18 protein-coding genes are annotated in these 21753 nt (G+C 67.7%); 12 read left to right on the plus strand and 6 right to left on the minus strand.

The genetic code is table 11. From position 1 onward, the window contains the following. Positions 1–12 precede the first annotated feature (12 nt). Both ASE96_RS17615 and ASE96_RS17620 read left to right on the plus strand, forming a co-directional pair. Entirely contained in the window at positions 13–1305 is a 1293-nt protein-coding gene (locus ASE96_RS17615) for a mechanosensitive ion channel family protein (protein WP_082492836.1), read from the plus strand. 172 nt (positions 1306–1477) lie between these two features. Beyond that, positions 1478–3253, plus strand: coding sequence for a glycoside hydrolase family 13 protein (locus ASE96_RS17620; protein WP_056433485.1), 1776 nt, complete (start codon positions 1478–1480; stop codon positions 3251–3253). 388 nt (positions 3254–3641) lie between these two features. Here the strand turns inward: ASE96_RS17620 and ASE96_RS17625 are convergent, their stop codons facing one another. The 3 genes from ASE96_RS17625 to ASE96_RS17635 all read right to left on the minus strand — a co-directional run bounded on the left by ASE96_RS17625 (position 3642) and on the right by ASE96_RS17635 (position 6629). Then, positions 3642–4436, minus strand: coding sequence for an alpha/beta fold hydrolase (locus ASE96_RS17625; protein ID WP_056433488.1), 795 nt, complete (start codon positions 4434–4436; stop codon positions 3642–3644). A 235-nt stretch (positions 4437–4671) separates the two neighbouring features. After that, complete coding sequence (locus ASE96_RS17630) at positions 4672–5562, minus strand: pullulanase X25 domain-containing protein (RefSeq protein WP_056433491.1); 891 nt, start codon at positions 5560–5562, stop codon at positions 4672–4674. A gap of 200 nt (positions 5563–5762) precedes the next feature. Next, entirely contained in the window at positions 5763–6629 is an 867-nt protein-coding gene (locus ASE96_RS17635; protein WP_056433494.1) for a DUF1295 domain-containing protein, read from the minus strand. Positions 6630–6794: 165 nt separating this feature from the next. Between ASE96_RS17635 and ASE96_RS17640 the strand changes: the two genes are divergently transcribed. From ASE96_RS17640 to ASE96_RS17650, 3 genes are read left to right on the plus strand one after another with little or no spacing between them, the layout of a single operon-like run. Then, a complete protein-coding gene (locus ASE96_RS17640) occupies positions 6795–7256 on the plus strand; it encodes a MarR family winged helix-turn-helix transcriptional regulator (RefSeq protein WP_056433497.1) in 462 nt (153 codons plus the stop codon). Beyond that, the gene (locus ASE96_RS17645) at positions 7253–9121 is read left to right on the plus strand and encodes an AMP-dependent synthetase/ligase (RefSeq protein ID WP_056433499.1); all 1869 of its coding nucleotides are present in this window, start codon (positions 7253–7255) and stop codon (positions 9119–9121) included. The genes ASE96_RS17640 and ASE96_RS17645 overlap by 4 nt, the downstream gene beginning before the upstream one ends. Next, the gene (locus ASE96_RS17650; RefSeq protein WP_056433502.1) at positions 9118–9552 is read left to right on the plus strand and encodes a DUF2177 family protein; all 435 of its coding nucleotides are present in this window, start codon (positions 9118–9120) and stop codon (positions 9550–9552) included. The genes ASE96_RS17645 and ASE96_RS17650 overlap by 4 nt, the downstream gene beginning before the upstream one ends. Before the next feature lie 31 nt (positions 9553–9583). Here the strand turns inward: ASE96_RS17650 and ASE96_RS17655 are convergent, their stop codons facing one another. Further along, the gene (locus ASE96_RS17655; RefSeq protein ID WP_056433504.1) at positions 9584–11317 is read right to left on the minus strand and encodes a SulP family inorganic anion transporter; all 1734 of its coding nucleotides are present in this window, start codon (positions 11315–11317) and stop codon (positions 9584–9586) included. Positions 11318–11577: 260 nt separating this feature from the next. Between ASE96_RS17655 and ASE96_RS17660 the strand changes: the two genes are divergently transcribed. From ASE96_RS17660 to ASE96_RS17670, 3 genes are all read left to right on the plus strand, one after another. Beyond that, positions 11578–12627 (plus strand): TerC family protein, encoded by a 1050-nt coding sequence (locus ASE96_RS17660; protein ID WP_056433507.1) that lies wholly within the window; start codon positions 11578–11580, stop codon positions 12625–12627. A gap of 9 nt (positions 12628–12636) precedes the next feature. Then, positions 12637–13098, plus strand: coding sequence for a helix-turn-helix transcriptional regulator (locus tag ASE96_RS17665; protein WP_156367659.1), 462 nt, complete (start codon positions 12637–12639; stop codon positions 13096–13098). 92 nt (positions 13099–13190) lie between these two features. Further along, a complete protein-coding gene (locus ASE96_RS17670; protein ID WP_056433512.1) occupies positions 13191–14165 on the plus strand; it encodes an aldo/keto reductase in 975 nt (324 codons plus the stop codon). A 138-nt stretch (positions 14166–14303) separates the two neighbouring features. On the opposite strand, the gene ASE96_RS17675 is transcribed toward ASE96_RS17670, so the two are convergent. Next, positions 14304–15395 carry an adenosine deaminase gene (locus ASE96_RS17675; protein WP_235500330.1) on the minus strand — a complete coding sequence of 364 codons (1092 nt, stop codon included), beginning with the start codon at positions 15393–15395 and terminating at the stop codon, positions 14304–14306. Positions 15396–15443: 48 nt separating this feature from the next. Here ASE96_RS17675 and ASE96_RS17680 point away from each other — a divergent pair, with 48 nt between their 5' ends. Both ASE96_RS17680 and ASE96_RS17685 read left to right on the plus strand, forming a co-directional pair. Continuing rightward, positions 15444–18092 carry an excinuclease ABC subunit UvrA gene (locus ASE96_RS17680; protein ID WP_056433515.1) on the plus strand — a complete coding sequence of 883 codons (2649 nt, stop codon included), beginning with the start codon at positions 15444–15446 and terminating at the stop codon, positions 18090–18092. A gap of 271 nt (positions 18093–18363) precedes the next feature. Continuing rightward, a complete protein-coding gene (locus ASE96_RS17685) occupies positions 18364–19035 on the plus strand; it encodes a transglycosylase family protein (protein WP_056433518.1) in 672 nt (223 codons plus the stop codon). 111 nt (positions 19036–19146) lie between these two features. Here ASE96_RS17685 and ASE96_RS17690 read toward each other — a convergent pair whose 3' ends face one another. Further along, positions 19147–19674: a hypothetical protein gene (locus ASE96_RS17690; protein WP_056433520.1), complete on the minus strand. Its 528-nt coding sequence runs from the start codon at positions 19672–19674 to the stop codon at positions 19147–19149. Positions 19675–19888: 214 nt separating this feature from the next. On the opposite strand from ASE96_RS17690, the gene ASE96_RS17695 reads away from it, so the two are divergent. Next, complete coding sequence (locus tag ASE96_RS17695; protein ID WP_056433523.1) at positions 19889–20791, plus strand: MSMEG_6728 family protein; 903 nt, start codon at positions 19889–19891, stop codon at positions 20789–20791. A gap of 79 nt (positions 20792–20870) precedes the next feature. Continuing rightward, entirely contained in the window at positions 20871–21752 is an 882-nt protein-coding gene (locus tag ASE96_RS17700; RefSeq protein ID WP_056433526.1) for an SDR family oxidoreductase, read from the plus strand. Position 21753: the final 1 nt, after the last annotated feature.

The raw sequence follows: 21753 nt of genomic DNA on the forward strand, positions 1-21753 counted from the left end.
AGAGCTTAAGTAATGCAAGACGCCCTCGATCCCGCCATGCCCTTCCTGGTTCCCATCCTCGCGGTCGCGCTCGCCGTGGCCGGCGGCCTCCTCGCCTCCTGGCTGGTGCGCCGGGTGGTGCTCCGGCTCAACCGCAAGCAGGAAGCCCTCCGCGAGACATCCCGGATAGCCCGGCTGCCGCTGCGCCTGGCCCTCTGCCTGATCGGCATCCGGATCGCCCTCGGGCTGACCACCGAGGACGCCGAATGGCGCCGCAACGTGGACCACGCGCTGCAGATCGCACTCATCGGCTCGCTCGCCTGGCTGGCCATCGCCGTGCTGCTCATCATCGAAACCATGGTGCTCGCCCGCTACCGGGTGGACGTGGCGGACAACCGCCGGGCCCGCAGGCTCCGCACGCAGGTGATCCTGGCCCGGCGGATCGGCGTCGCCCTGATCGCCATCGTGGCGCTCGGCATCGCGATGCTGACGTTCCCCGCGATCCAGGCCCTCGGCGCCGGGCTGCTGGCCTCCGCCGGCGTGATCTCGATTGTGGCGGGCCTGGCCGCGCAGACCTCCCTGGTGAACGTTTTCGCCGGCATCCAGCTCGCCTTCACGGATGCGATCCGCGTGGACGACGTGGTGGTGGTGCAGAAGGAATGGGGCCGGATCGAGGAGATCACCCTGACCTACGTGGTGGTCCACATCTGGGACGACCGGCGGATGATCCTGCCCTCCACGTACTTCACCACCACCCCCTTCGAGAACTGGACCCGGCGGCAGTCCGAGGTCATGGGCACCGTGGAGTTCGACCTCGACTGGCGCGCCCCGGTCGAAGACATGCGCGCCGAGCTCAAGCGGGTCCTGGCGACCACCGAACTCTGGGACGAGCGCGTGGGCATCCTGCAGATCACCGACGCGACCGCCGGCTTTGTCCGGGTACGGATCCTGGTCAGCGCCGCCGACAGTGCCCAGCTCTTTGACCTGCGCTGCCTCATCCGCGAGGAACTGGTGCTGTTCCTGCAGCAGGAACACCCGACGGCGCTCCCCCACGTCCGGCTCGAATCGCTCGGTGCCGCGGCGCCGAGGGCCGGGACGACCGGGGCCTCCGATGCGGCTGGTCCGGCCCGTACTTCCGGTACTTCCGCGGCGAAGCGGCCCGGCAAGCTCTCCGCCGCGGACGAGCCCGGCCGGCACCCGGCCGATCCGCACGACTCCCAGCTGTTCACGGGCTCCATCGAGGCGATCCAGCGTTCCAAGGCGTTCACCGGCCCCGGCGAGGAAGTGTTCGAGGACCGGGACAAGAGCATCGCCGCCCAGACCTGAGGCGCTGCGGGCGGCAGGCCGCCGTCGTCCGGCACTGCCCGGCGCCGCCCGGCGCCGTCCACATAGCGCCGAAGGGGTCTTCCCTGCCTGCGGGAACTGGTCAATAATCAGACGTTGGTGAGTCAGCGCCGGTGCTGACCGCCGACCCTGCTGGACCAGCTGAGGAGACCCGATGACGGTAGAACAGCCCACTGACGAATCCGTTGAGGCTCCTGCCCGCGATTGGTTCCAGAGCGCCGTCGTCTATCAGATCTATCCGCGCAGTTTCGCCGATTCCAACGGGGACGGCATCGGGGACCTGCGCGGCATCATCAGCAAGCTCGACTACCTGCACCGGCTGGGCGTCGACGTCGTGTGGCTGTCCCCGATCTACACGTCCCCGCAGGACGACAACGGCTACGACATCAGCGACTACCGCAACGTGGACCCGATTTTCGGCACCCTCGAGGAGTTGCGGGAACTGACGGACGGGCTGCACGCCCGGGGCATGAAGCTGGTCATGGACCTGGTGGTCAACCACACCTCGGACGAGCATCCCTGGTTCATCGAATCACGGTCCTCGAAGGACAACCCCAAGCGGGACTGGTACTGGTGGCGGCCGCCGCGCGAGGATGCCGGCGACGCCGCCGGGGGCCCGGGTGCGGCGCCGAACAACTGGGGTTCGGCGTTCTCCGGCCCGGCGTGGGAGTTCGACCAGGCCACCGGCGAGTACTACCTCCACATCTTTTCCAGGAAGCAGCCGGACCTGAACTGGGAAAACCCCCTGGTCCGGGCGGCGGTCTACGAGATGATGAACTGGTGGCTGGACCGGGGCGTGGACGGCTTCCGGATGGACGTCATCAATTTCATCTCCAAGGACACTGCCCTGCCGGACGGGCCCATCGCTGCCGGCAAGCTCTACGGCGACGGCACCCCGTTCTACATCGGCGGCCCGCGGATCCACGAGTTCCTGCAGGAGATGCACCGGGAGGTCTTCGCCGGGCGCACCGGACCGCTGCTCACCGTCGGCGAAATGCCCGGCGTCACTGTGGACGAAGCCGTCCTGTTCACCGACCCCGCGCGGGCGGAGGTGGACATGGTCTTCCAGTTCGAGCACGTGGCCCTGGACCAGGAGGACGGCAACAAGTGGCGGCCCAAGAAACTCAAACTCACCGATCTCAAAAAGTCCCTGGGGCGCTGGCAGACAGGGCTGGCGGAGCGCGGCTGGAACAGCCTCTATTGGGGCAACCACGATCAAGCCCGGGCCGTGTCCCGCTTTGGCGACGACGGCCGGTACCGTGAACTCTCCGCGAAAATGCTCGCCGGGATCCTGCACCTGCACCGCGGCACGCCCTATGTCTACCAGGGCGAGGAACTCGGCATGACCAACATGACCTTCGGGGCGATCAGCGATTACCGCGACATCGAGGTCCTCAACCACCACCGCGAAGCCACCACCCACTTGGGCCACACCGATGCCGATGTTCTCGCCGCGCTGGCGCCGCTGAACCGCGACAACGCACGCACCCCGGTCCAGTGGGACGCCTCGCGGCACGCCGGCTTCACCACCGGTTCTCCTTGGATCGCGGTCAATCCAAATGCCAACCACATCAACGCCGCCGCGCAGGTGGACGACCCGGACTCCGTATACAGCTTCTACCGGAAGGTGATCGCCCTGCGGCACACCGAACCAGTGGTCTCGCACGGGGATTTCACTATGCTCCTGCCGCGGGACGAGCACGTTTACGCCTTCCTCCGCTCGGTGCCGGGAACCCAGCTGCTGGTGCTGGGCAACTTCTCCGGCCAAGACCAGGAGGTGACGCTCGACGACGCCGACGTTCCGGTCGCGTGGGGCAGCGCGGAGCTGCTCCTGGGCAACTATCCTGCCGACGGTGCGGTGCCCCGCCTGCATCTCCGTCCGTGGGAGCTGAAGGTCTTCCGCGCCGGAGCAATCCGGGCCGCCGAGTAGCCCGCCGGTCGAACAACCCGAAAAATCCTGCGATCCACACGAGTGAGGGAGCCTGGCATGACCATTCCGCCGCCGCACGAACCTGAGCCGTTTCCTCCGGAACCCGGGCCCACCACGCCCGAGCCGCAGCCCGGGGATCCGTTCCCGCCGGAACCGGGTCCGGTCACTCCCCCGCCGCCGATTCCGGAGCCTGGCCCCGCGCCAACGCCCGGCCCGTTCCCCACGCCCGGACCGCTGCCGATCCCCGACCCCGGCCCGGTCCCACCGGGACCGGACCCGACGCGGTTTTAGCGGCGGTCAGCAGGGGCCGTGGCCGTTCCGACCGGCGGGCGTGCTTCAGACGGCTGTCCCGGCTCAGTTGGCTGGCCGGTTCGGCCGGCTGGCGGGTTCAGGCCGCAATGCCGTGTAGGAAGTTGCGTACTTCGGTGTTGAAGGCGTCGGGCGCTTCCATCTGAGCCACGTGCCCGACGTCGGGAATCACGGATAGTCGTGACCCCGGAATCTGGCGGTGCAGCTCGCGGGCGACGCCCAGCGGGGATCGCTGGTCGTCCGCGCCGTACAGCAGGAGCGTGGGAATAGTGATGGTGGGCAGCACCGGGCGGTAGTCGGACCGGCCGCTGGCGGAGAGCAGGAGCCGCAGTCCGGCAGGGCGGACGTCTGCCATGATCCTGGCGACTTCATCAACCACGGCGGGATCGGCTTTGTCTGTGAACAGCGTCGGCAGCCACTCAGCGACGAACTTCTCCGGAGGCTGATCGATCTCGGCCAGCACCTGGGCGTACCGCCGTTCCACCTCCTCGGGAGGCAGGGAACCTGCCCAGCCGGCGTATGCGGAGGCTAGCACCAGGGACGCCGGAATCCCGGGATACCCGCGGTACAGCTCCAGTGCCACCATGGATCCCCACGACAGGCCTTGAAGGTGCGGCTTCGCCGGCACTGCCTCGCGCAGGAACCCTGCGGCGATGGCGCCGAGGTCTCCGGCGGACATCTCGGATACGGGATCGCCTGACCGGCCGCACCCCGGAGCGTCCCAGGCGATCACCGTGAAGTCGTTCGAGAGCCCCTCCAGTTGGAGACGCCAGATCCGGCTGTCCTCCCCGGCCCCGTGGAACAGGACCAGCGCGGGTCCTTGGCCAACCCGCTCATAGGCAATCCGCAGCCCATCAACCTCGACGGTTTCCATAAACCAATGCTAGGCCGCTCCCTCGCTGGCGTGCAGGCTCTGGCCGCTGACGAAGTCGCCCGGGCTCAAGGAGCCACGCGCTATGCGCAGGCGCAGACGCTCCACGACTCCCTAAGCCGCCCGCGCTACGCACAAGACCCCTCGACACCCGAATTTGGGTGTCGAGGGGTCTTTTGCGCGTCGACAGGGCGAACGGGCGTCGCCGGAGCGAGCTCGGGAGGGTTGGGGTCGGCGGCTACGCCAGGACGATGTCGCGGGTCCGGTGGTCGTAGTGGATGACCAGCTGGCCGCCGGAGTGGTGCACCTCGTGGTTGGCGCCGTCGAACGCACCGAAGGCACCGAAGTTCTCGTCCCAGGAGCGGTTAAGCGCGATCTTGAAGCTGTAGGTGCCGGCCGGGAGATCCGCCGCGAGCTTCCAGAGCTGGTCCACGAGGTCCAGTTCCATCTGGGATTCGTCGTACTGCGGGGCCCAGTTGGCCGGTGCGCCCAGCAGGATGTTGAAGTCGCCGGCCACGGCAACGGCTTCCGGCTGCTCGACGGTCTCGACGCTGACGGCCGGCGCGTCAGTGGCCGCCGGCGTTGCGGCGACTGAGGCTTCAGCGGCGGGGGCCTTGTCGGCGGCCTTGCGCTTGCGGACCACCTTGGCGACCGGAGCAACCGCCTCTTCGACCAGCTTGGCAGCCTTGTCGGCGACCTTTTCGGCAACCTTAGCGGCCTTCGGGGCGACCTTGGCGGTCTTCGCGGCCGGCTTTACGGCGGGCGCCGACGGCAGCGGTGTGTCGGCGGGAACGGGAGTTCCGGCGTCGAGCGCTGCAGCGAAAGCGGCAGGGTCAGCGAACGCCACGGTGGCGCGCTGGCCGTCCTCGGTGATGGTCCAGCCGGAACGGCCCTTGACCAGCCAGCCGGCCTTGACCAGCTTCGCCGTGGCGGTGGTCAGCGTCTTGTGGCCGCGCGGGATTCCGCCGCTCAGCAGCTCGCGTTCAAACTCATTGAGCGGAACGCGTGAGATGGCCTCGCCCAGCACCGCTCCGGCGTTCAGCTTCTGGTCCGTCCACACCCCCTCGGCCAGAACGTCCAGTACGGCCTTCAGTCGAAGGGTGGTGTTTTCGGCAGTGTTCGCGCCCATGGGTCTCCTCTAGAAGCAATTGATCCACCTGCATTTTGCCAAGGTTGGAGGCGTTTCCGCGAGTAGAAACTGTTAACTCTGTGTGTCGTGACCCACTATTACACCCCATTCCGGCGGGCACGAGGGGCCTCAGACGGGGGTACTGGTGAGTAGTTTCTTGATGGTCGCGGATTACCCGGCCCCGGGCGCCAGTGTTGCTGCTAGAACTTAGGGACCAGAACGGGCGTGTTCTTCTTGTAGGCCTCATAGTCCTCTTGGCCGCCCCACTTGCTGTCGGACTTTTTCTCGAGGAGCGGCACGCCGCTGACCTTGGTCAACAGCAAGGTGACAAACACCGGTGAGATCAGGGCCACCCGCTGCCACCCCTCCAGCGCAGGGAGGGCGACGATTGCCACACCGATCCAGAGCAGGATCTCGCCGAAGTAGTTCGGGTGGCGGGATTTGGACCACAGGCCGGTCGAGATGAATTTGCCCTTGTTAGCGGGGTCGGAGTTGAAACGGGCCTTCTGCTGGTCGGCCACAACTTCGATACCAAAGCCGACGGTCCACAGCAGGAAGCCGACCAGCGCGATCCAGTCCAGTGCCACCCTTGTGGCTGAAGTAATCGCCACCCACGCCGCGGCTGCGGTGAAGACCACCCACAGTCCCTGGATGGTCCACACGTTGAGGAACCGGATGAAGGAGGGCTTGATCTCGTCAAAGCGGTCGTCCTTCCCGGCCTTGCTGATGCGCCGGAACAGGAACGTGCCAAGCCTCAGCGTCCAGGCAAGCACCATGGCTGCCAGCAGCAGCGCCCGGGCGTCGATTCCCGGGGTGAGCAAAACCAGCAGCAGTGTGATGGCGGTGTAGGTCAGGGTGCCGGTCAGGTCATAGAACTTCTCGGTCTGGGCCATGAACGACGGGACAAACGCCAGCCACTGAATCAGGAACGCGGCACCAACAGCCATCGCAAAGACGGGGATCCCGGCCAGGGTGGCCCCGCCCTGGCTGCCGGCGACGGCGACGAGCGCTCCGAGCAGCACCACCACGGGGAGGGCGATGAGCGCCTTACGGTCTGATTCCTTCATCAGGAAGTCCTTTCACACACGGAGCCGGCCGAGGCTGGCACGACCCAGGACGACCGCCGGGCATCGGCAGTTTGTAGCAATCCTAGTAGATGATCAAATAGGATTGAATAATAGATAATCTAACAAGATTGAATATTATAGGAACTCGGAACCGAAGGAGGAACCATGACCGCGTCGTCCTACCACCCGGCCGCGCTGGCCCTGCAGGGCCTGTTCACCCTCGCCAACGAGACCGAGCATGAAGTTGCCAGGGAACTCGGGCTTAACCTCACCGATTACCGCGCCCTGGCGACCCTCGCACAGTCGGGTCCGGTCACTGTCGGCAAGCTCGCCGAGGATCTGGGAGCCACGCCGGCCACCGCCACCGCGATCGTGAGCCGGATGGAGGCCCGCGGCTACATGGCACGCCACCGGAACACCGAGGACCGCCGCCAGGTCCAGGTGAACGTCACCCAGGAAGCCAGCCACGAAATTATGAACCTGATGCGGCCCCTGATGACCGCAACCAATGAGCACCTCCAGTCCCTGCCCGCGGCACACCAGACCGTCGTCGCGGACTTCCTCGACGTCGCCCAGCACCTCATGCGGGACCACCTGCACACACTTTCGGAGAAGAACCCCCGATGAAAGAATTTTCCACCCCGCAACTGGCTGACGCGTCCGGCTACAGAAACGCGACCGGGCTGCTCATGCGCCGGTACCGGACCTCTCCGGAACACATCGCCTTCGAGGTCCGGGCCGGGAATGCCGCGATCACGGATCCCTGGCGGCAGGTGACCACGGGGCAGTTCGTCGACGAGGTCAGGGCCCTGGCCAAGGGCTTCATCGCTGCCGGCCTCCAGCCCGGCGAAGCACTCGCCATTATGTCCCCCACCCGGTACGAGTGGGCGCTGGCGGACATGGCCGCGTGGTTCGCCGGCACCGTCGTCGTCCCGATCTATGAGACGTCGGCCGCACCCCAGGTGACTGCCATCCTCGCCGACGCCGAGGTGCGCCTCGCAATCGCCGGCACCGCTGAGCATGCCCACTTGCTGGAGCACGGCTTCGAGCAGGCCGGGATCCGCGCCCTGGGGATCTGGACCATGGACGCCGGTCCGGGAGCGGACCTGGCCGACCTCGTGCTCCGCGGCGCCGGGGTCTCCGACAACGACGTCGAGGAGCGGCGCATGCTCGCCGACCTCGACGCGGTGGCAACCATCGTCTACACCTCCGGCACCACCGCCGCGCCCAAAGGCGCCCTCATCACCCACGGCAACTTCGTGGGCCAGGTGCTCAACGTGGCCGCCGCCTACACCGGCGTGGTCCGCGAGGACGGCAACACCATCATCTTCCTGCCGATGGCCCATGTGCTGGCCCGCGGACTGCAGCTGATCTGCCTGGCCAACGGCATGCGCATCGCCCACCTGTCCGACCCCCGGGACGTCGTGCCCGCCCTCGGCGCGCTCAAGCCCACCTTCCTCGTGGTGGTCCCCCGCGTGCTGCAGAAGATCCAGGCGTCCGCCGCAGCCGCCGCGGCGAAGAAGCGCCTCGGCCCGGTCTGGGCGTCCGCGCAGAGCACCGCCGTTGCGTGGGGCCGGTTCGCCGAAACCCGCGACGCCGATCCGGCGGCCAAAGCGGCGCCGGGCCTGCGGGTGAGGCACGCCCTGTTCGACCGCCTCTTCTACGCCCGGCTCCGGACGCTGATGGGCGGCCGTCTCGACTACCTGCTGTCCGGCGCGGCCGCGCTCGACGCCGAGCTCTCCCTCTTCTTCCGCGGTCTGGGCCTGCCGGTCATCGAGGGCTACGGCCTCACCGAAACCACCGCCCCGCTGACCGGGAACATGCCCGGGTCGATCCGGGCCGGGTCGGTGGGCGTCCCGATGCCGGGAACAACCCTGCGCCTCTCGGAGCGGGGCGAGGTGCTCGCCCGCGGCGTTGGGGTCTTTGCCGGCTACCGCAGACCGGCCGACAACGCTGACGCGTTCGTCGACGGGTTCTTCCGCACCGGCGACCTCGGCGAGCTCGACGAGCAGGGACGGCTCACCCTCAAGGGCCGGATCAAGGACGTCATCGTCACGGCCGGCGGCAAGACCGTGTCCCCCGCCATCTGGGAAGGTTACGTTGAGGGCGACCCCCTCGTAGCGCATGCCGTCATGGTGGGAGAAGGCAAACCCTTCCTGGGCGGGCTGGTGCTGCTGGACCCCGAATCCGTCGAGGCCTGGGCAGAGCGCGAGGGCATCGCCGATCTGGCCGGCCTGCGCATCCCGGACGACGGCGGCGCCGTCCAGATCGACGACGCGCGGCTTCTCACGGCGATCGGCAAGGCCGTCAGCGCCGCCAACGCCAAGATCGCGCGGTCCGAGCAGGTGCGCCGTTTTGTGCTGCTGCTCACTGATCTCAGCGAGGCCAACGGCATCGTGACCCCCACGATGAAGCTCAAACGCGGCGCCTTCACCGAACGCACCCGCCATATCGTCGATACCCTTTACGCCGACCCGAGGAGCCAAGCATGAACGTCCAGGTCAAGAGATGGCTGCTTTCCTACGCCGTCGCTGCCGTGATCTTTGCCGCCGTCGACGTCGTCTGGATCGGCACCGTGGCGAACAACCAGTACGAAAGCCAGATCGGTGACCTGCTGGCACCCAGCGTCAACCTCGCGGGCGCCGTGGCCTTTTACCTCGTGTATGTCGTGGGGATCGTGCACTACGGCATCCGGCCCAGCCACCCGGACGCCACCATGCGGGAGCGCGTGACGGGTGCCGCCCTGTTCGGCTTCTTTACCTACGCCACCTGGGCTCTGACCGCGCTCGCCGTCCTGAAGGACTTCCCCACCGTCGTGGCCCTGACCGATATCGCATGGGGCGTCGCGGTGTGCAGCGTTGTCACGTGGCTCACGGCCACCCTGCTGCGGCGTATGTTCGCGCGGGCCGGCACCGCAAAATAGGACGCGCGTTGCAATGGCGTTGGTGTGGCCGTCAGTCCCCGGCGCTCCATTCGGCGCCGGTCTCGGCCATGTAGGCGGCCACGGCGGCGTCGACGGTGCGGTAGAAGTGGCGCGGGTCGATTTGGCTGGTCAGTTCGTAGCGTTCGATCTTTGCCCGGACGCCGTGCTTGAGTTCCGCGAACACCAGGGAGGTGCCTTGGGCGTTCAGCTCGACGTCCAGCTCGAGCAGCACGTCCGAGGCCGTGGTGTCCACGTCCGTGATGGGTTCGGCCGCGATGACGATCCACCGCGGTTTGGGTTCGGTCCGGGCCAGCCGCCGGATGTTTTCGCGGAACGGCCGGACGTTGGCGAAGAACAGCGGCGCGTCGAACCGGTAGATCACCAGGCCGGGCAGGTGCTTCGCGTCCGGGTGAAAGTGCACGTCATGGAACCCTTCGACGCCGGGCACCCGCCCGATCACCGTCTCGTAGGGCCACCAGGCCCGGCGGAAGATGTTGAGGATGGACAGCCCCACGGCAATGCCGATGCCGGGCAGGACCCCCAAGAGCGTCACCCCGAGGAAGGCCGCGATCGAAAGATTGAACTCCGTCTTGCGCTGGCGCCAGAGCCGCACCGTGCCCGGGATGTCGGCGAGGGATATTGATGCGGTGATCACAATGGCCGCCAGCGCCGGCTGGGGCAGGTTCCGGAACAGCCCCGGCAGCAGCACCAGCATGAGCAGGATCAGCACGGCACCCGTCACGCCCGTGAGCTGGGTCTTCGAGTTGGCGCGTTCCGCGACCGCGGTCCGGGAACCGCTGGTGCTCACCGGGAAGCCCTGGAACAGGCCCGCCGCCAGGTTCGCCGCGCCGATGCCGATCATTTCCTGATTGCCCCGGATCTCCTCGCCGGAGCGCGCGGCGAACGCCGACGCCGTCGAGATCGTGTCCGTCAAGGACACCAGCGCGATTCCGAGCGCACCGGCGAACATCAGGGCGAAGTCCGAGAATTCCAGATACGGGATGGTGAACGGCGGGAAGCCCTGCGGCAGCTCTCCCACGAGCGAGACGCCCCGGTCCGCGAGTCCGAAGAGCGACGTCGCCCCGATCGCGAGCACCACCATGACCAGCACCGACGGGACCTTTGGCAGCCACCGTTGCAGCGCCAGGATCAGCACAATCCCGGAGATACCGACGGCGGCCGCGGCAACCACCGCCTCGCCCCCGGCCACGCCCTGGAAGAAGCCGACGAGGTCCCCGATGAACCCTTCCCCGCTCACCGAGAAGCCGAAAAGCTTGGGGAGTTGGCCGACCAGGATGGTGATCGCGAGGCCGTTCATGTAGCCGATCATCGTGGGCTTGGAGATGAGGTCCGCGATGAAACCGAGTTTCGCGACGGACGCGAGGACCATGATGACACCGACCATCATGGCGAGCATCGACGCGAGGACCACCGCTTTCTGCGGGTCGCCGTCGGAGGCTACGAGCGGCAGGACCGTGGCCGCGATCATCGGTCCGAGGGACGAGTCCGGTCCCAGCACCAGGATGCGGGACGGGCCGAAAACCGCATAGGCGAGCAGGCACAGGACGGTGGTGTACAGCCCGGTGATCGGGGGCAGTCCTGCCAGCTCCGCGTAGGCCATGCCCTGGGGCACCAACAAGGTCGCCAGGACAATGCCGGCGACGATGTCCTTGCCGAACCAGCTCTTCCGGTAGGTCGCGGCGACGTCGAGTCCGGGCATCACCTGACGCAGCCAGCCCTTCCGCCGCTCTGGGGTCTCGGTCATAACGGAACTCTGCCGGGCGGCGGGGCCCGCTGCATCCTCCGCCGAGGGTGAACCGGGCCAGCCGGGCGCCGTCGCGCGGTGCAGGCTGACCGCCCTTGTCTCGATAGGTGAAGTGTGCTTCACTATTTTCCACGGAGGGGAGTATCCCCTGAATGTACCGTCGTCAGTACGGCCGACCCTGAGCGGCCCGGCGGGACAGGTCCCCCTGGGACCGGGAAAGACCTCCAGTTGGTTGAACTGACTGGAAGCGGTGTCCCCTCATGAGTGTTCCTTTCTGGGCCTGGTTGGCCGTTCTAGCTGTCATTGTCCTGATGCTGGCCGTGGACTTGTTCGCCCACCGAAAGGCGCACGCCATCGGTGTCCGCGAAGCGGCATTGTGGTCCGGCGTGTGGGTCGCTTTCGGATTGGGCTTCGGCGCCCTGGTGTGGCACATCTACGGGGCAGAATTCGGCCAGCAATACTTCGCCGGATACCTGATCGAGAAATCCCTGGCAGTGGACAACGTGTTCATCTGGGCGATCATCTTCACGTACTTCGCAGTCCCCCGCGAATACCAGCACCGGGTGCTGTTCTTCGGGGTGGTGGGTGCCCTGATCTTCCGTGGCATCTTCATCGCGGCGGGTTCCGCGATCATCGCCAGTGCCGGGTGGGTGCTGTACCTCTTTGCCGCTTTCCTTCTCCTGACGGGCTACCGGATGATCCGCCACCGCAATGACCACCTGGACCCGGAAAAGTCCCGGATACTGAAACTCTTCCGCCGGCGCGTGCCCATGACGGACGACTTCCACGGCCAGCGTTTCCTGATCCGCAGGAACGGCGCCGTTTTGGCCACCCCGCTGCTGGCCGTCCTGGTCCTCGTCGAGGTCACTGACATCATCTTTGCCGTGGACTCCATCCCCGCGATCTTCGCAGTCACCGACGAAGTGTTCCTGGTCTTCACGGCCAACGCTTTTGCCATCCTGGGTCTGCGGGCCATGTACTTCCTGCTCGCTGACCTGATCCACCGCTTCATCTACCTCAAGATCGGACTCGCCCTCGTCCTGATCTGGGTGGGGCTCAAGATGCTCCTCAAGGTCGACATCTACTACATCCCCACCCCGCTGTCCCTGGCCGTCATCGCCACGATCCTTGGAGTGTCCATCGGCGCAAGCCTCTGGGCAACCCGCGGACAGGCCCGCAGGGCTCCCACGGCGCCGGCGCACTCCCCGTTCGGAACCGCCTCAGCCGAGGAAATCGCCGCTCTGGAGCCACTGTGGCGCCGGCGCTCCGCCACGAAAGCGTCGCCGTCGGCGTCGTCGAAACGACAGTAAGGAACAACCATGCCAGACTCCCCGGTACCGGAAAAGGATCCGGAGCCTGCCTCGCCACCGGTACCCCGCCGTCCCGCGTGGACCTTCCTCACGAACCACGGGCACGTCCTGCTTTCGGTGGCCGCCGACCCTCAAGCCCGCATTACCGACATCGCTGCGAGGGTTGGCATCACCCCACGCTCAACCCTCCAGATCCTCAAGGATCTCGAAGACGGAGGATACCTTCACCGCGTCCGGGCAGGACGGCGGACCCGCTACGCCATTGAACCCCACCGTCACTTCCGTCACCCCGCCACCGCGAACCGGGAAATCGACGGCCTGATCGGCCTCTTCTCAGGCCCCGCGCCGTCAGCCGACGCGCTGCCACCCAGGGAGGTCCCGCCACGCCGGGAGAGCCCGCGGCCGCGCGATGGGCCGCAGCTTGCCCCGGAGTTGGCCGGGTCCCGCGGGCCGGTTGTGCACCCGGACTGATAGGCCTAGAGTGGCCATCGGCCAACTGCTTGCCGCACCGCGGCACGCACATGTGCTGGAAGCCGCTCCCACTTCTGATCGAGGAGATACCTATGGAAAACCGCACGCTAGGTTCGCTCACCGTCTCCGCCTTGGGCTTGGGCTGCATGGGCATGAGCGAGTTCTATGGCCACGGTGAGGAAAACGAATCCGTCGCCACGATCCAGGCCTTTCTCGACGCCGGCGGAAGCCTGCTCGACACTGCTGACATGTATGGCCCGTTCACGAACGAAGAGCTTGTCGGCCGGGCCATCGCTGGCCGCCGGGACGACGTCGTACTGGCCACCAAATTCGGCAACGAACGCCGGGCCGACGGGTCTTGGGTAGGCATCAACGGCTCCCCCGACTACGTGCGCGCCGCTTGCGACGCAAGCCTGCAGCGGCTGGGCGTGGATCACATCGACCTCTACTACCAGCACCGGGTGGACAAGACCGTCCCGATCGAGGACACCGTGGGGGCCATGGCTGAGCTGGTACAGGCCGGCAAGGTCCGGCACCTCGGCCTGTCCGAGGCCAGCGCCGACACCGTGCGCCGGGCCCATGCGGTGCACCCCATCACCGCCTTGCAGACCGAATACTCGCTGTGGGAACGCGAGCCCGAGACCAAGGTCTTCCCGGTGCTGGCCGAGCTGGGCATCGGGTTTGTCCCCTACAGCCCGCTGGGCCGGGGTTTCCTGACCGGCCAGTTCCGCAGCCCGGACGACTTTGCGGCAGACGATTTCCGCCGGCACTCCCCGCGATTCCAGGGCGCGAACTTTGACCGGAACCTCCAACTCGTGGATCGGGTCAAGGAGTTGGCGGGTGCGTTGGGCTGCACCCCGGCGCAACTGGCACTGGCGTGGCTGCTGGCCCAGGGCGAGCACATCGTTCCCATCCCGGGCACTAAGAAGCGCGACCGCCTGCGGGAGAACCTGGGCGCTGCCGACGTCGAACTCTCCGCCGAGGACCTCAACCGTCTGGACGAACTCGCTCCAGCCGGGGCGGCAGCCGGAGCGCGGTACCCGCACATGGACTCGATCGACGTCTAAGCCGACCGTGGCGGAACCTGCAACGCAGGATCCCGTAGCGCCCACCCCGATTGCCCTATCAGTTTTGGTGCCCAACCGCGGGTGTTAGCAACCAGAAGTGCTAGGGCAACCGGGGAATCCAGGGCAACTCGGGTGGGGTCAGTGCCCGGACGCCGCCAGTTCGGCCAGCAGCTCTGCCTTGCGCTCGTCGCTCGCGAAGGATGAGCGGATCGAGTTCGCCGCCATCCGTACACAGTCGAACTCGGACAGACCGATCACGGATTTGAGCTGCGCGAAGTTATCGTCCACGTACCCGCCGAAATACGCGGGGTCGTCCGAGTTCACGCTCACGTTCAGCCCGGCGGCGAGCATGGCCGGCAGCGGGTGTTCCTTCAGGCTGTCCACGGCCCGGAGCCGGACGTTGGACAACGGGCACACAGTCAGCGGCATGAGCTCCTGCACCAGGCGCTCCACCAGCTCGGGATCCTCCATGCAGCGGATGCCATGATCGATCCGCTCCACCTCCAGGAGATCCAGCGCGTCGATGATGTACGACGGCGGGCCCTCCTCCCCGGCGTGCGCGATCCGGCGCAGCCCGGCGTCCTTGGCCCGGGCGAACAGCCGCTGGAACTTGGCCGGCGGGTTGCCCACCTCGGCCGAGTCGAGGCCGATGCCCGCGATCGGCGCGTCCATGGCCAGCAACTGTTCCAGCACCTCCAGCGCGGAGTCCTCGGACAGGTCCCGCAGGAACGCGGCGATCAGCAGGGTGGAGATGCCGAACTCCTGCTCCGACCCGGCCAGCACCGAGGCCACGCCGTTCACACACGTCTCGAGAGCGACGCCGCGGGACAGATGAGCCTGCGGGTCCAGCATGATCTCGGCGTGCCGCACCCCGGCGAGCGCAGCCCGGGACAGGTACGCCCGCGTCATGTCCGCGAAGTCCTGCTCGGTCTGCAGCACGGCCATGTTGGCGTAGTACAGGTCCAGGAACGACTGCAAGTCGGTGAACTCATAGCGGGAACGCAGCTCGGCCAGGTCCGCGTAGGGCAGCTGAATTCCGTTGCGTTCCGCGAGGGCGAAGATCAGCTCGGGCTCAAGGGTGCCCTCGATGTGGAGGTGGAGTTCCGCGACCGGCAGCGGACCGTGCACCTCCTCGGGAACCTCGGCGAATTCGGGCACCACAGGGGTGGCGGGTGCTGCGCTGTCCGGGGCAACGCCCTCGGGGGCAGCGACGCCGTCGTTAGTTTCCATTCGGTAAGGATATGCCCGCAGGTGGCAGACACGGATAGAGTCGATGGGATGCACAGTGATCAGCATGCTTCCGATCTGTCCGGCCCGGCCATACCAGGGCTGGATGCCAGTCACCCCACCGACGGCTTTGTCCGGGTGCGCGGCGCCCGGGAGAACAACCTGCGGAACGTGGACGTGGACGTGCCCCGCGACGCGATCGTCGCGTTCACCGGGGTCTCCGGCTCCGGCAAATCCTCGCTGGCCTTCGGCACCATCTACGCCGAGGCCCAGCGCCGCTACTTCGAATCCGTGGCGCCCTACGCCCGGCGGCTGATCCAGCAGGGCCACAACCCCAAGGTGGAGATGATCACGGGGCTGCCGCCCGCCGTCGCACTCCAACAGCGCCGCGGCACACCCAGCTCCCGCTCGACGGTGGGCACCGTCACCACGCTCTCGAACTCACTGCGCATGCTCTTCTCCCGCGCCGGCAGCTACCCCGACGGCGCCAGCCAGCTCGACTCGGACGCTTTCTCGCCCAACACCGCGGCCGGGGCCTGCCCGGAGTGCCACGGCCTGGGGATCGCGCACACCGTCACCGAGTCCTCGCTGGTGCCGGACACCTCGCTGAGCATCCGCGACGGCGCGATCGCCGCTTGGCCCGGCGCGTGGCAGGGCAAGAACCTGCGCGACATCCTCACGCACCTGGGCCACGACGTCGACACCCCCTGGCGCAAGCTGCCCAAAAAGGACCGCGACTGGATCCTCTTCACCGAGGAACAGCCCGTCGTGGAGGTGACGCCCCAGCGCGACCGGGTGGCCAAGCCATACAAGGGCCGCTTCTGGAGCGCCAAGAGCTACGTACTGCACACCCTCGCGGATTCCAAGAGCACCACCATGCGCGACCGGGTGCTGCGCTTTATGGAAACCGGCCCCTGCCCGGTCTGCGGCGGCAGCGGCCTGACCCCGGCCGCGCTGGCCGTGACGTTCGCAGGCCGCACCATCGCCGAGCTCAACGCCCTGCCGATGAGCGAACTGGCCGGGATCATCCGCCCAACCACCGAACTGACGGCCGCCGGCACCGCCTCCCGCAAACAGACCTCCGGCGAGGGCAACGAAGTGGCCGTGGCCATCACCCGCGATCTGCTGCAGCGCGTCACCGTGCTGCTGGACCTCGGCCTGGGCTACCTCGCCCTGGGCCGGTCCACGCCCACCCTCTCCCCCGGCGAAATGCAGCGGCTGCGGATCGCCACCCAGCTCCGCTCCGGCCTGTTCGGGGTGATCTATGTGCTGGACGAGCCCTCCGCCGGCCTGCACCCGGCCGACGCCGAGCCCCTCCTCGCGGTCCTGGACCAGCTCAAGTCCTCCGGCAACTCCGTGTTTGTGGTGGAGCACAACATGGACATCGTCCGCCGCGCCGACTGGCTGGTGGACGTCGGTCCGCGTGCCGGTGAAGGCGGCGGCGAGGTCCTCTACAGCGGCCCGGTCGCCGGGCTCGCCGGGGTGGATGAGTCCGTCACGCGGCCGTTCCTGTTCCCGGACGGCTCGGCTACAACGGACGACGACGGCGGAGCTCACCGTCGCGGCGCGGCCGGCGGCGCTCACCGTCGAGGCTCTGGCGGCGGCGGTGCCTCCGCAGCCGGCCGCCGCAGCACCACACGCCGGGAGGCTGCCGGCTGGCTGGAGTTGCGCGACATCAGCAGGCACAACCTGCGCGACCTCGACGCCGACTTCCCGCTTGGCGTGCTGACCGCGGTCACCGGTGTCTCCGGTTCCGGCAAGTCGACCCTGGTCAGCCAAGTCCTCGCCGAGGTGGTGGGCGCCCGGCTGCATCCGGACGCCGATGCCGCGGCGCAAGCCACGGATGACTTGGACGACGCCGAAGCCGCGGGCGCCGCGCCGCTCAGCGTGGGCCCGGTCTCCGGCCTGGACCAGCTGGACCGGCTGGTCAAGGTGGACCAGAAGCCGATCGGCCGCACTCCACGCTCCAACCTGGCCACGTACACCGGACTGTTCGACGCCGTCCGCAAGGAGTTCGCGGCCACAGACGAGGCACGGTCCCGCGGTTTCGGTGCCGGCCGGTTCTCCTTCAACGTGGCGGGCGGCCGCTGCGAGACCTGCCAGGGCGAGGGCTTCGTCGCCGTCGAACTGCTGTTCCTGCCCGGCAGCTACGGCCCCTGCCCCGAATGCCACGGCTCGCGCTACAACCCGGAAACGCTTGAGGTCACCTACCGCGGAAAGAACGTGGCGGAGGTCCTCGGCATGACGGTCAACGCCGCCGCCGAGTTTCTGGACGCGGTCCCCGCCGCCGCACGCAGCCTGCAGACCCTCCGCGAGGTGGGCCTGGGCTACCTCCGGCTCGGCCAGCCTGCCACGGAACTCTCCGGCGGCGAAGCCCAGCGCATCAAGCTCGCCACGGAACTGCAGCGCGCCCAGCGCGGGCATTCGCTCTACCTGCTGGACGAGCCCACCACAGGACTGCACCCGGCCGACGTCGAACTTCTCATGGCGCAGCTGCACCGGCTGGTGGACGCCGGCAACACGGTGATCGTGGTGGAACACGAGATGGACGTGGTGGCCGCAGCGGACTGGGTAATCGACCTTGGCCCGGCCGGGGGCGACGCCGGCGGCAAGATCATCGCGGTGGGAACGCCGGCCGCCGTCGCGCGTTCCACGAAGAGCCGGACGGCCCCGTACCTCGCCGCGGTACTCGGCGGCTGACGCGGCGGCTGACTCGACGGGCAGGCGCGCCGGGAGACTGCCGACCCATTTTACCGGCCACATTGCGGAAAATAACGTCTTGATAACGGCGTCGGCCTGACTTAGCCTTGTGGACATGCCCGAACACCGGGCATGAATGCCCGGTGCTGCCACCACCAGATACTGCCCGACCGGTAGACACCGTACTGACCTCTATTGTCAGGGGCGGGCAGTAGTGCGCCAACGTCCGGGGACGGACCGAGCACCGGTGGCCCTCAGGAGCATCACTCCCATGAAAAAATCAACCTACATCACTGCCGCGCGCCGCGGCGCCACTCTCGCGGCCGTCTCGATCGCCGGCGTCGCACTTTCCGCGTCAGCTGCCAACGCGGCTGTCCCCAGCGCCGCAGCCCCCGCCTCCACCTGGGACTCACTGGCCCAATGCGAAAGCGGCGGCAACTGGGGCATCAGCACAGGAAACGGTTACTCGGGCGGGCTGCAGTTCAGCCCGGGCACCTGGGCCGCCTATGGCGGAACGGGGTCAGCGGCGAGTGCCAGCCGTGAGCAGCAGATCGCTGTTGCCGAAAAGGTGCGGGCCGGCCAAGGCTGGGGAGCGTGGCCTGCCTGCGCCGCCAAGCTGGGCCTCACCGGCGGCGCAGTTGCTCCGCAAAGCGCGCCGCGGGCGCCTGCTTCTATTCCGGCCCCGGCCCAGGCGCCCGTCCAGGCACCTGTCCGGACCGCGGCGCCCGTGGTCGCCGCCCCCGCTGCCCCGGCAGCGCGACACGTGGCGGCTGTTCCCTTGAGCGGGGAGAGCTACACCATCCAGAGCGGCGACACCTTGAGCAAGATCGCCGACAAGCTCGACATCGCCGGAGGCTGGCAACTGCTGGCCGACGCCAACGCCGCCACCATCAGCGATCCTGATGTGGTGTTCCCGGGCCAGGTGCTGCAGCTGCCGGCCTAGCCTGTTCCGCTCGAGCCGCCCGCAAGGCGCTTAAACCACGACGCCGGAGCGTCCCCCTCAGGGGACCCTCCGGCGTCGTGCTGTGGTTCTTGTGTGAACGTAAGCGTGAACCTAGGCGGCCAGCGGGATTTCGCGGACGATCCGCACCTTCCAGGCGGTGTCGTCGCTCGTATCCAGCAGGGCCACCGTGCCCATGGCGAGGTGCAGGGCCACCCGCTTGGCGGCCAGCAGTTCGAGATAGAGGCTCTCGTTCATGCGGGCCGGGGCATCGATGACGTACTTCACGGCGTCGCGGACCTTGCGGTAATTGTCGCTCTTCTCGCGATGGACGTGCAGTTCCAGCATCCGTTGCTGCTTGATCTTCGGCTCGTGCCGGTTCAGCCACGACACCGCAGCGTGGACCGCCACCACGACGGTCAACGAGACAGCGTAGACCTCCCAGCCGCTGGAGAGCAGGAACAGGGGAAGGTTGGCGATGGCCACGACCGCGATGAACAGCCGGAGCGCCAGCAGCCGCCGCATGGTCAGCGCAACAGAGGCCAGCGCCGTCCGGAAGCCGTGCTGCTCATTGCGGGCCGCCGCGGGATCGATCGTGAACTCTTCCAGGACCAGAATTCCATGAGCTTCAGGGCTCAGCATCTGTCCGTATTTGGGCAGTGGTGCGGGCACCTGCGGCGCCGCAGGTGCAAGTACTACATTCGTCGACATTGGCGTGCCCTCCGCGGCGCAGGGATGTTTTGTGCTAGTTTACGCGCCGGATGCGGGGGCTGTCTGTCCCATTCCGAAATGTGAACACGCTCACCCGCAACCTCCCGCAATTGGTGCATTGGCTCCGTGGCCTCAAACTGGAGAGATGCAGACTTTTCTCCCCTTCCCCGATTTCCAGCAGAGCGCCGCGGCTTTGGACCGCGAACGGCTCGGCAAGCAGCGCGTTGAAGCGCTGCAGACCCTGCGTGCGCTGGTGATCCCGGAGTACGGCTGGCAGTCGCACCCGGCCATCCGGATGTGGATGGGGTACGTTCCCGCACTGACCCTCTACGGCCTGACCATGGTGGACGAGTGGACGGCCCGCGGCGGCGAGGACACCACGCGCGAGAAGATCATGGAATTCGCCCCCCAGGCGGCCCACCCCGACTATGCCGCCAAGATCCCGATGCCGCCGTGGCTTGGGGCCCCGGAACTGCACCTCAGCCACCGCTCCCGGCTGATCGCCAAGGACCCCCGGTTCTACACGCCGCTGTTCCCGGACACGGACCCTGACCTGGAGTACGTCTGGCCCGAGCCCAAGCACGAACTGGTACCGGAGGATCCTTCCGGCGACCGCATGTGGGTCCTGCGCCTCCCGCTCGGTGACACCGAGCCGGAAAAGCTGGACACCGTCAGCCTGCCCCTCGTGGGCCGCGCGAAGGCCGCCGCCGCTACCGGCGACGAGGACTACCAGTTCGTCTACGCCGATTCCGGTTCCCGCCGCCCCAAGGTGCGCAAACTCCCGCCGAAGCAGCTCGTCAAGAAGCCCACCCGCAAGCGCCAGCAGCAGGAAGAAGCGTTCAACACGCTTCCCGGCAACTCGACCGTCGCCATTCCGTTCGACGGCGGCGCGTCCTTTGCTGTCGGCAAGGTCCTGGGCCGTCCGATCACCGTGGAGGGCCGCTTCGCGCGCAACTTCAAGGTGGACGAGGTCCTGTCCCGCTCGGCCTTTGACTACCCTGCACTCCTGCAGGATCCGCGGGTCTTCTTCCCGATCCCGGCGCGTTAACCCGGCGCCGGGGACGCCCCCGGCTGCGACGTCGGGCAAGGTCCAACGTCGGGCCGCGGATAATGCCAGACTTGCCACTATGACTGTACTTATGGCCGGCTGCGGCGATCTGGGCACCGAGGCCGGGCTGCGTTTCGCCGCGGCGGGCCACCGGGTGGTGGGCTGGCGGCGCTCTCCGGAGAAACTGCCGGCCGCCATCGAAGGCGCGGCGGCTGACCTGAGCTCCGGCGAACTGCCGCCCATCCCGGCGGACACTACCGCCGTCGTCGTCGCGATTGCGGCAGACTCCCCCTCCGAAGATGCTTACCGTGCCGCCTACGTGGACGGGCTGTCCAACGTGCTCGACGCCGTCGTGGGCTCGGGCGCGCCTGTCCGGCGGGTGCTCTTTGTCTCCTCCACCGCCGTCTACGGTGACGCCGGCGGGGACTGGATCGATGAAACCACGACGCCGGAGCCCGGCGGGTTCTCCGGCCGCATCATCAGCGAGGCGGAGGATCTGCTCGTCAGCCGCTTGAACGGCACCGGGATCACACCGGTGGTACTGCGGCTCGGTGGCATCTACGGCCCGGGCCGGACCCGGCTGATCGACCAGGTGCGCGGCGCCTCCGCAACCATTCCGGCAGAGCCGCGCTTCACCAACCGCATCCACCGAGACGACGCCGCCGCCGCGATCGTCCACCTCTGCACCATGGCCGGCGTCCCGGCCCCGGTCTATCTGGGCGTGGACAACGAGCCGGCCGAGATGGGCGAGGTGCTCCGTTTCCTGGCCGCCGAGCTGGGACTCCCCCAGCCGCCGTCGGGCGCGTCGGAAGGCGGCGGGCAGGGCGGCGAGCCGTCCCGCGGCGGCAACAAACGCTGCAGCAACGCACTGCTGCGGAGCACCGGATTCGAATTCACCTACCCGACGTTCCGGGAGGGCTACCGGGACATTCTCGCCGGAGTGGGCGTACGGTACCCCTAAG

This window comes from Arthrobacter sp. Leaf69, assembly GCF_001422645.1.
In the GTDB taxonomy this organism is placed as follows: Bacteria; Actinomycetota; Actinomycetes; order Actinomycetales; family Micrococcaceae; genus Arthrobacter.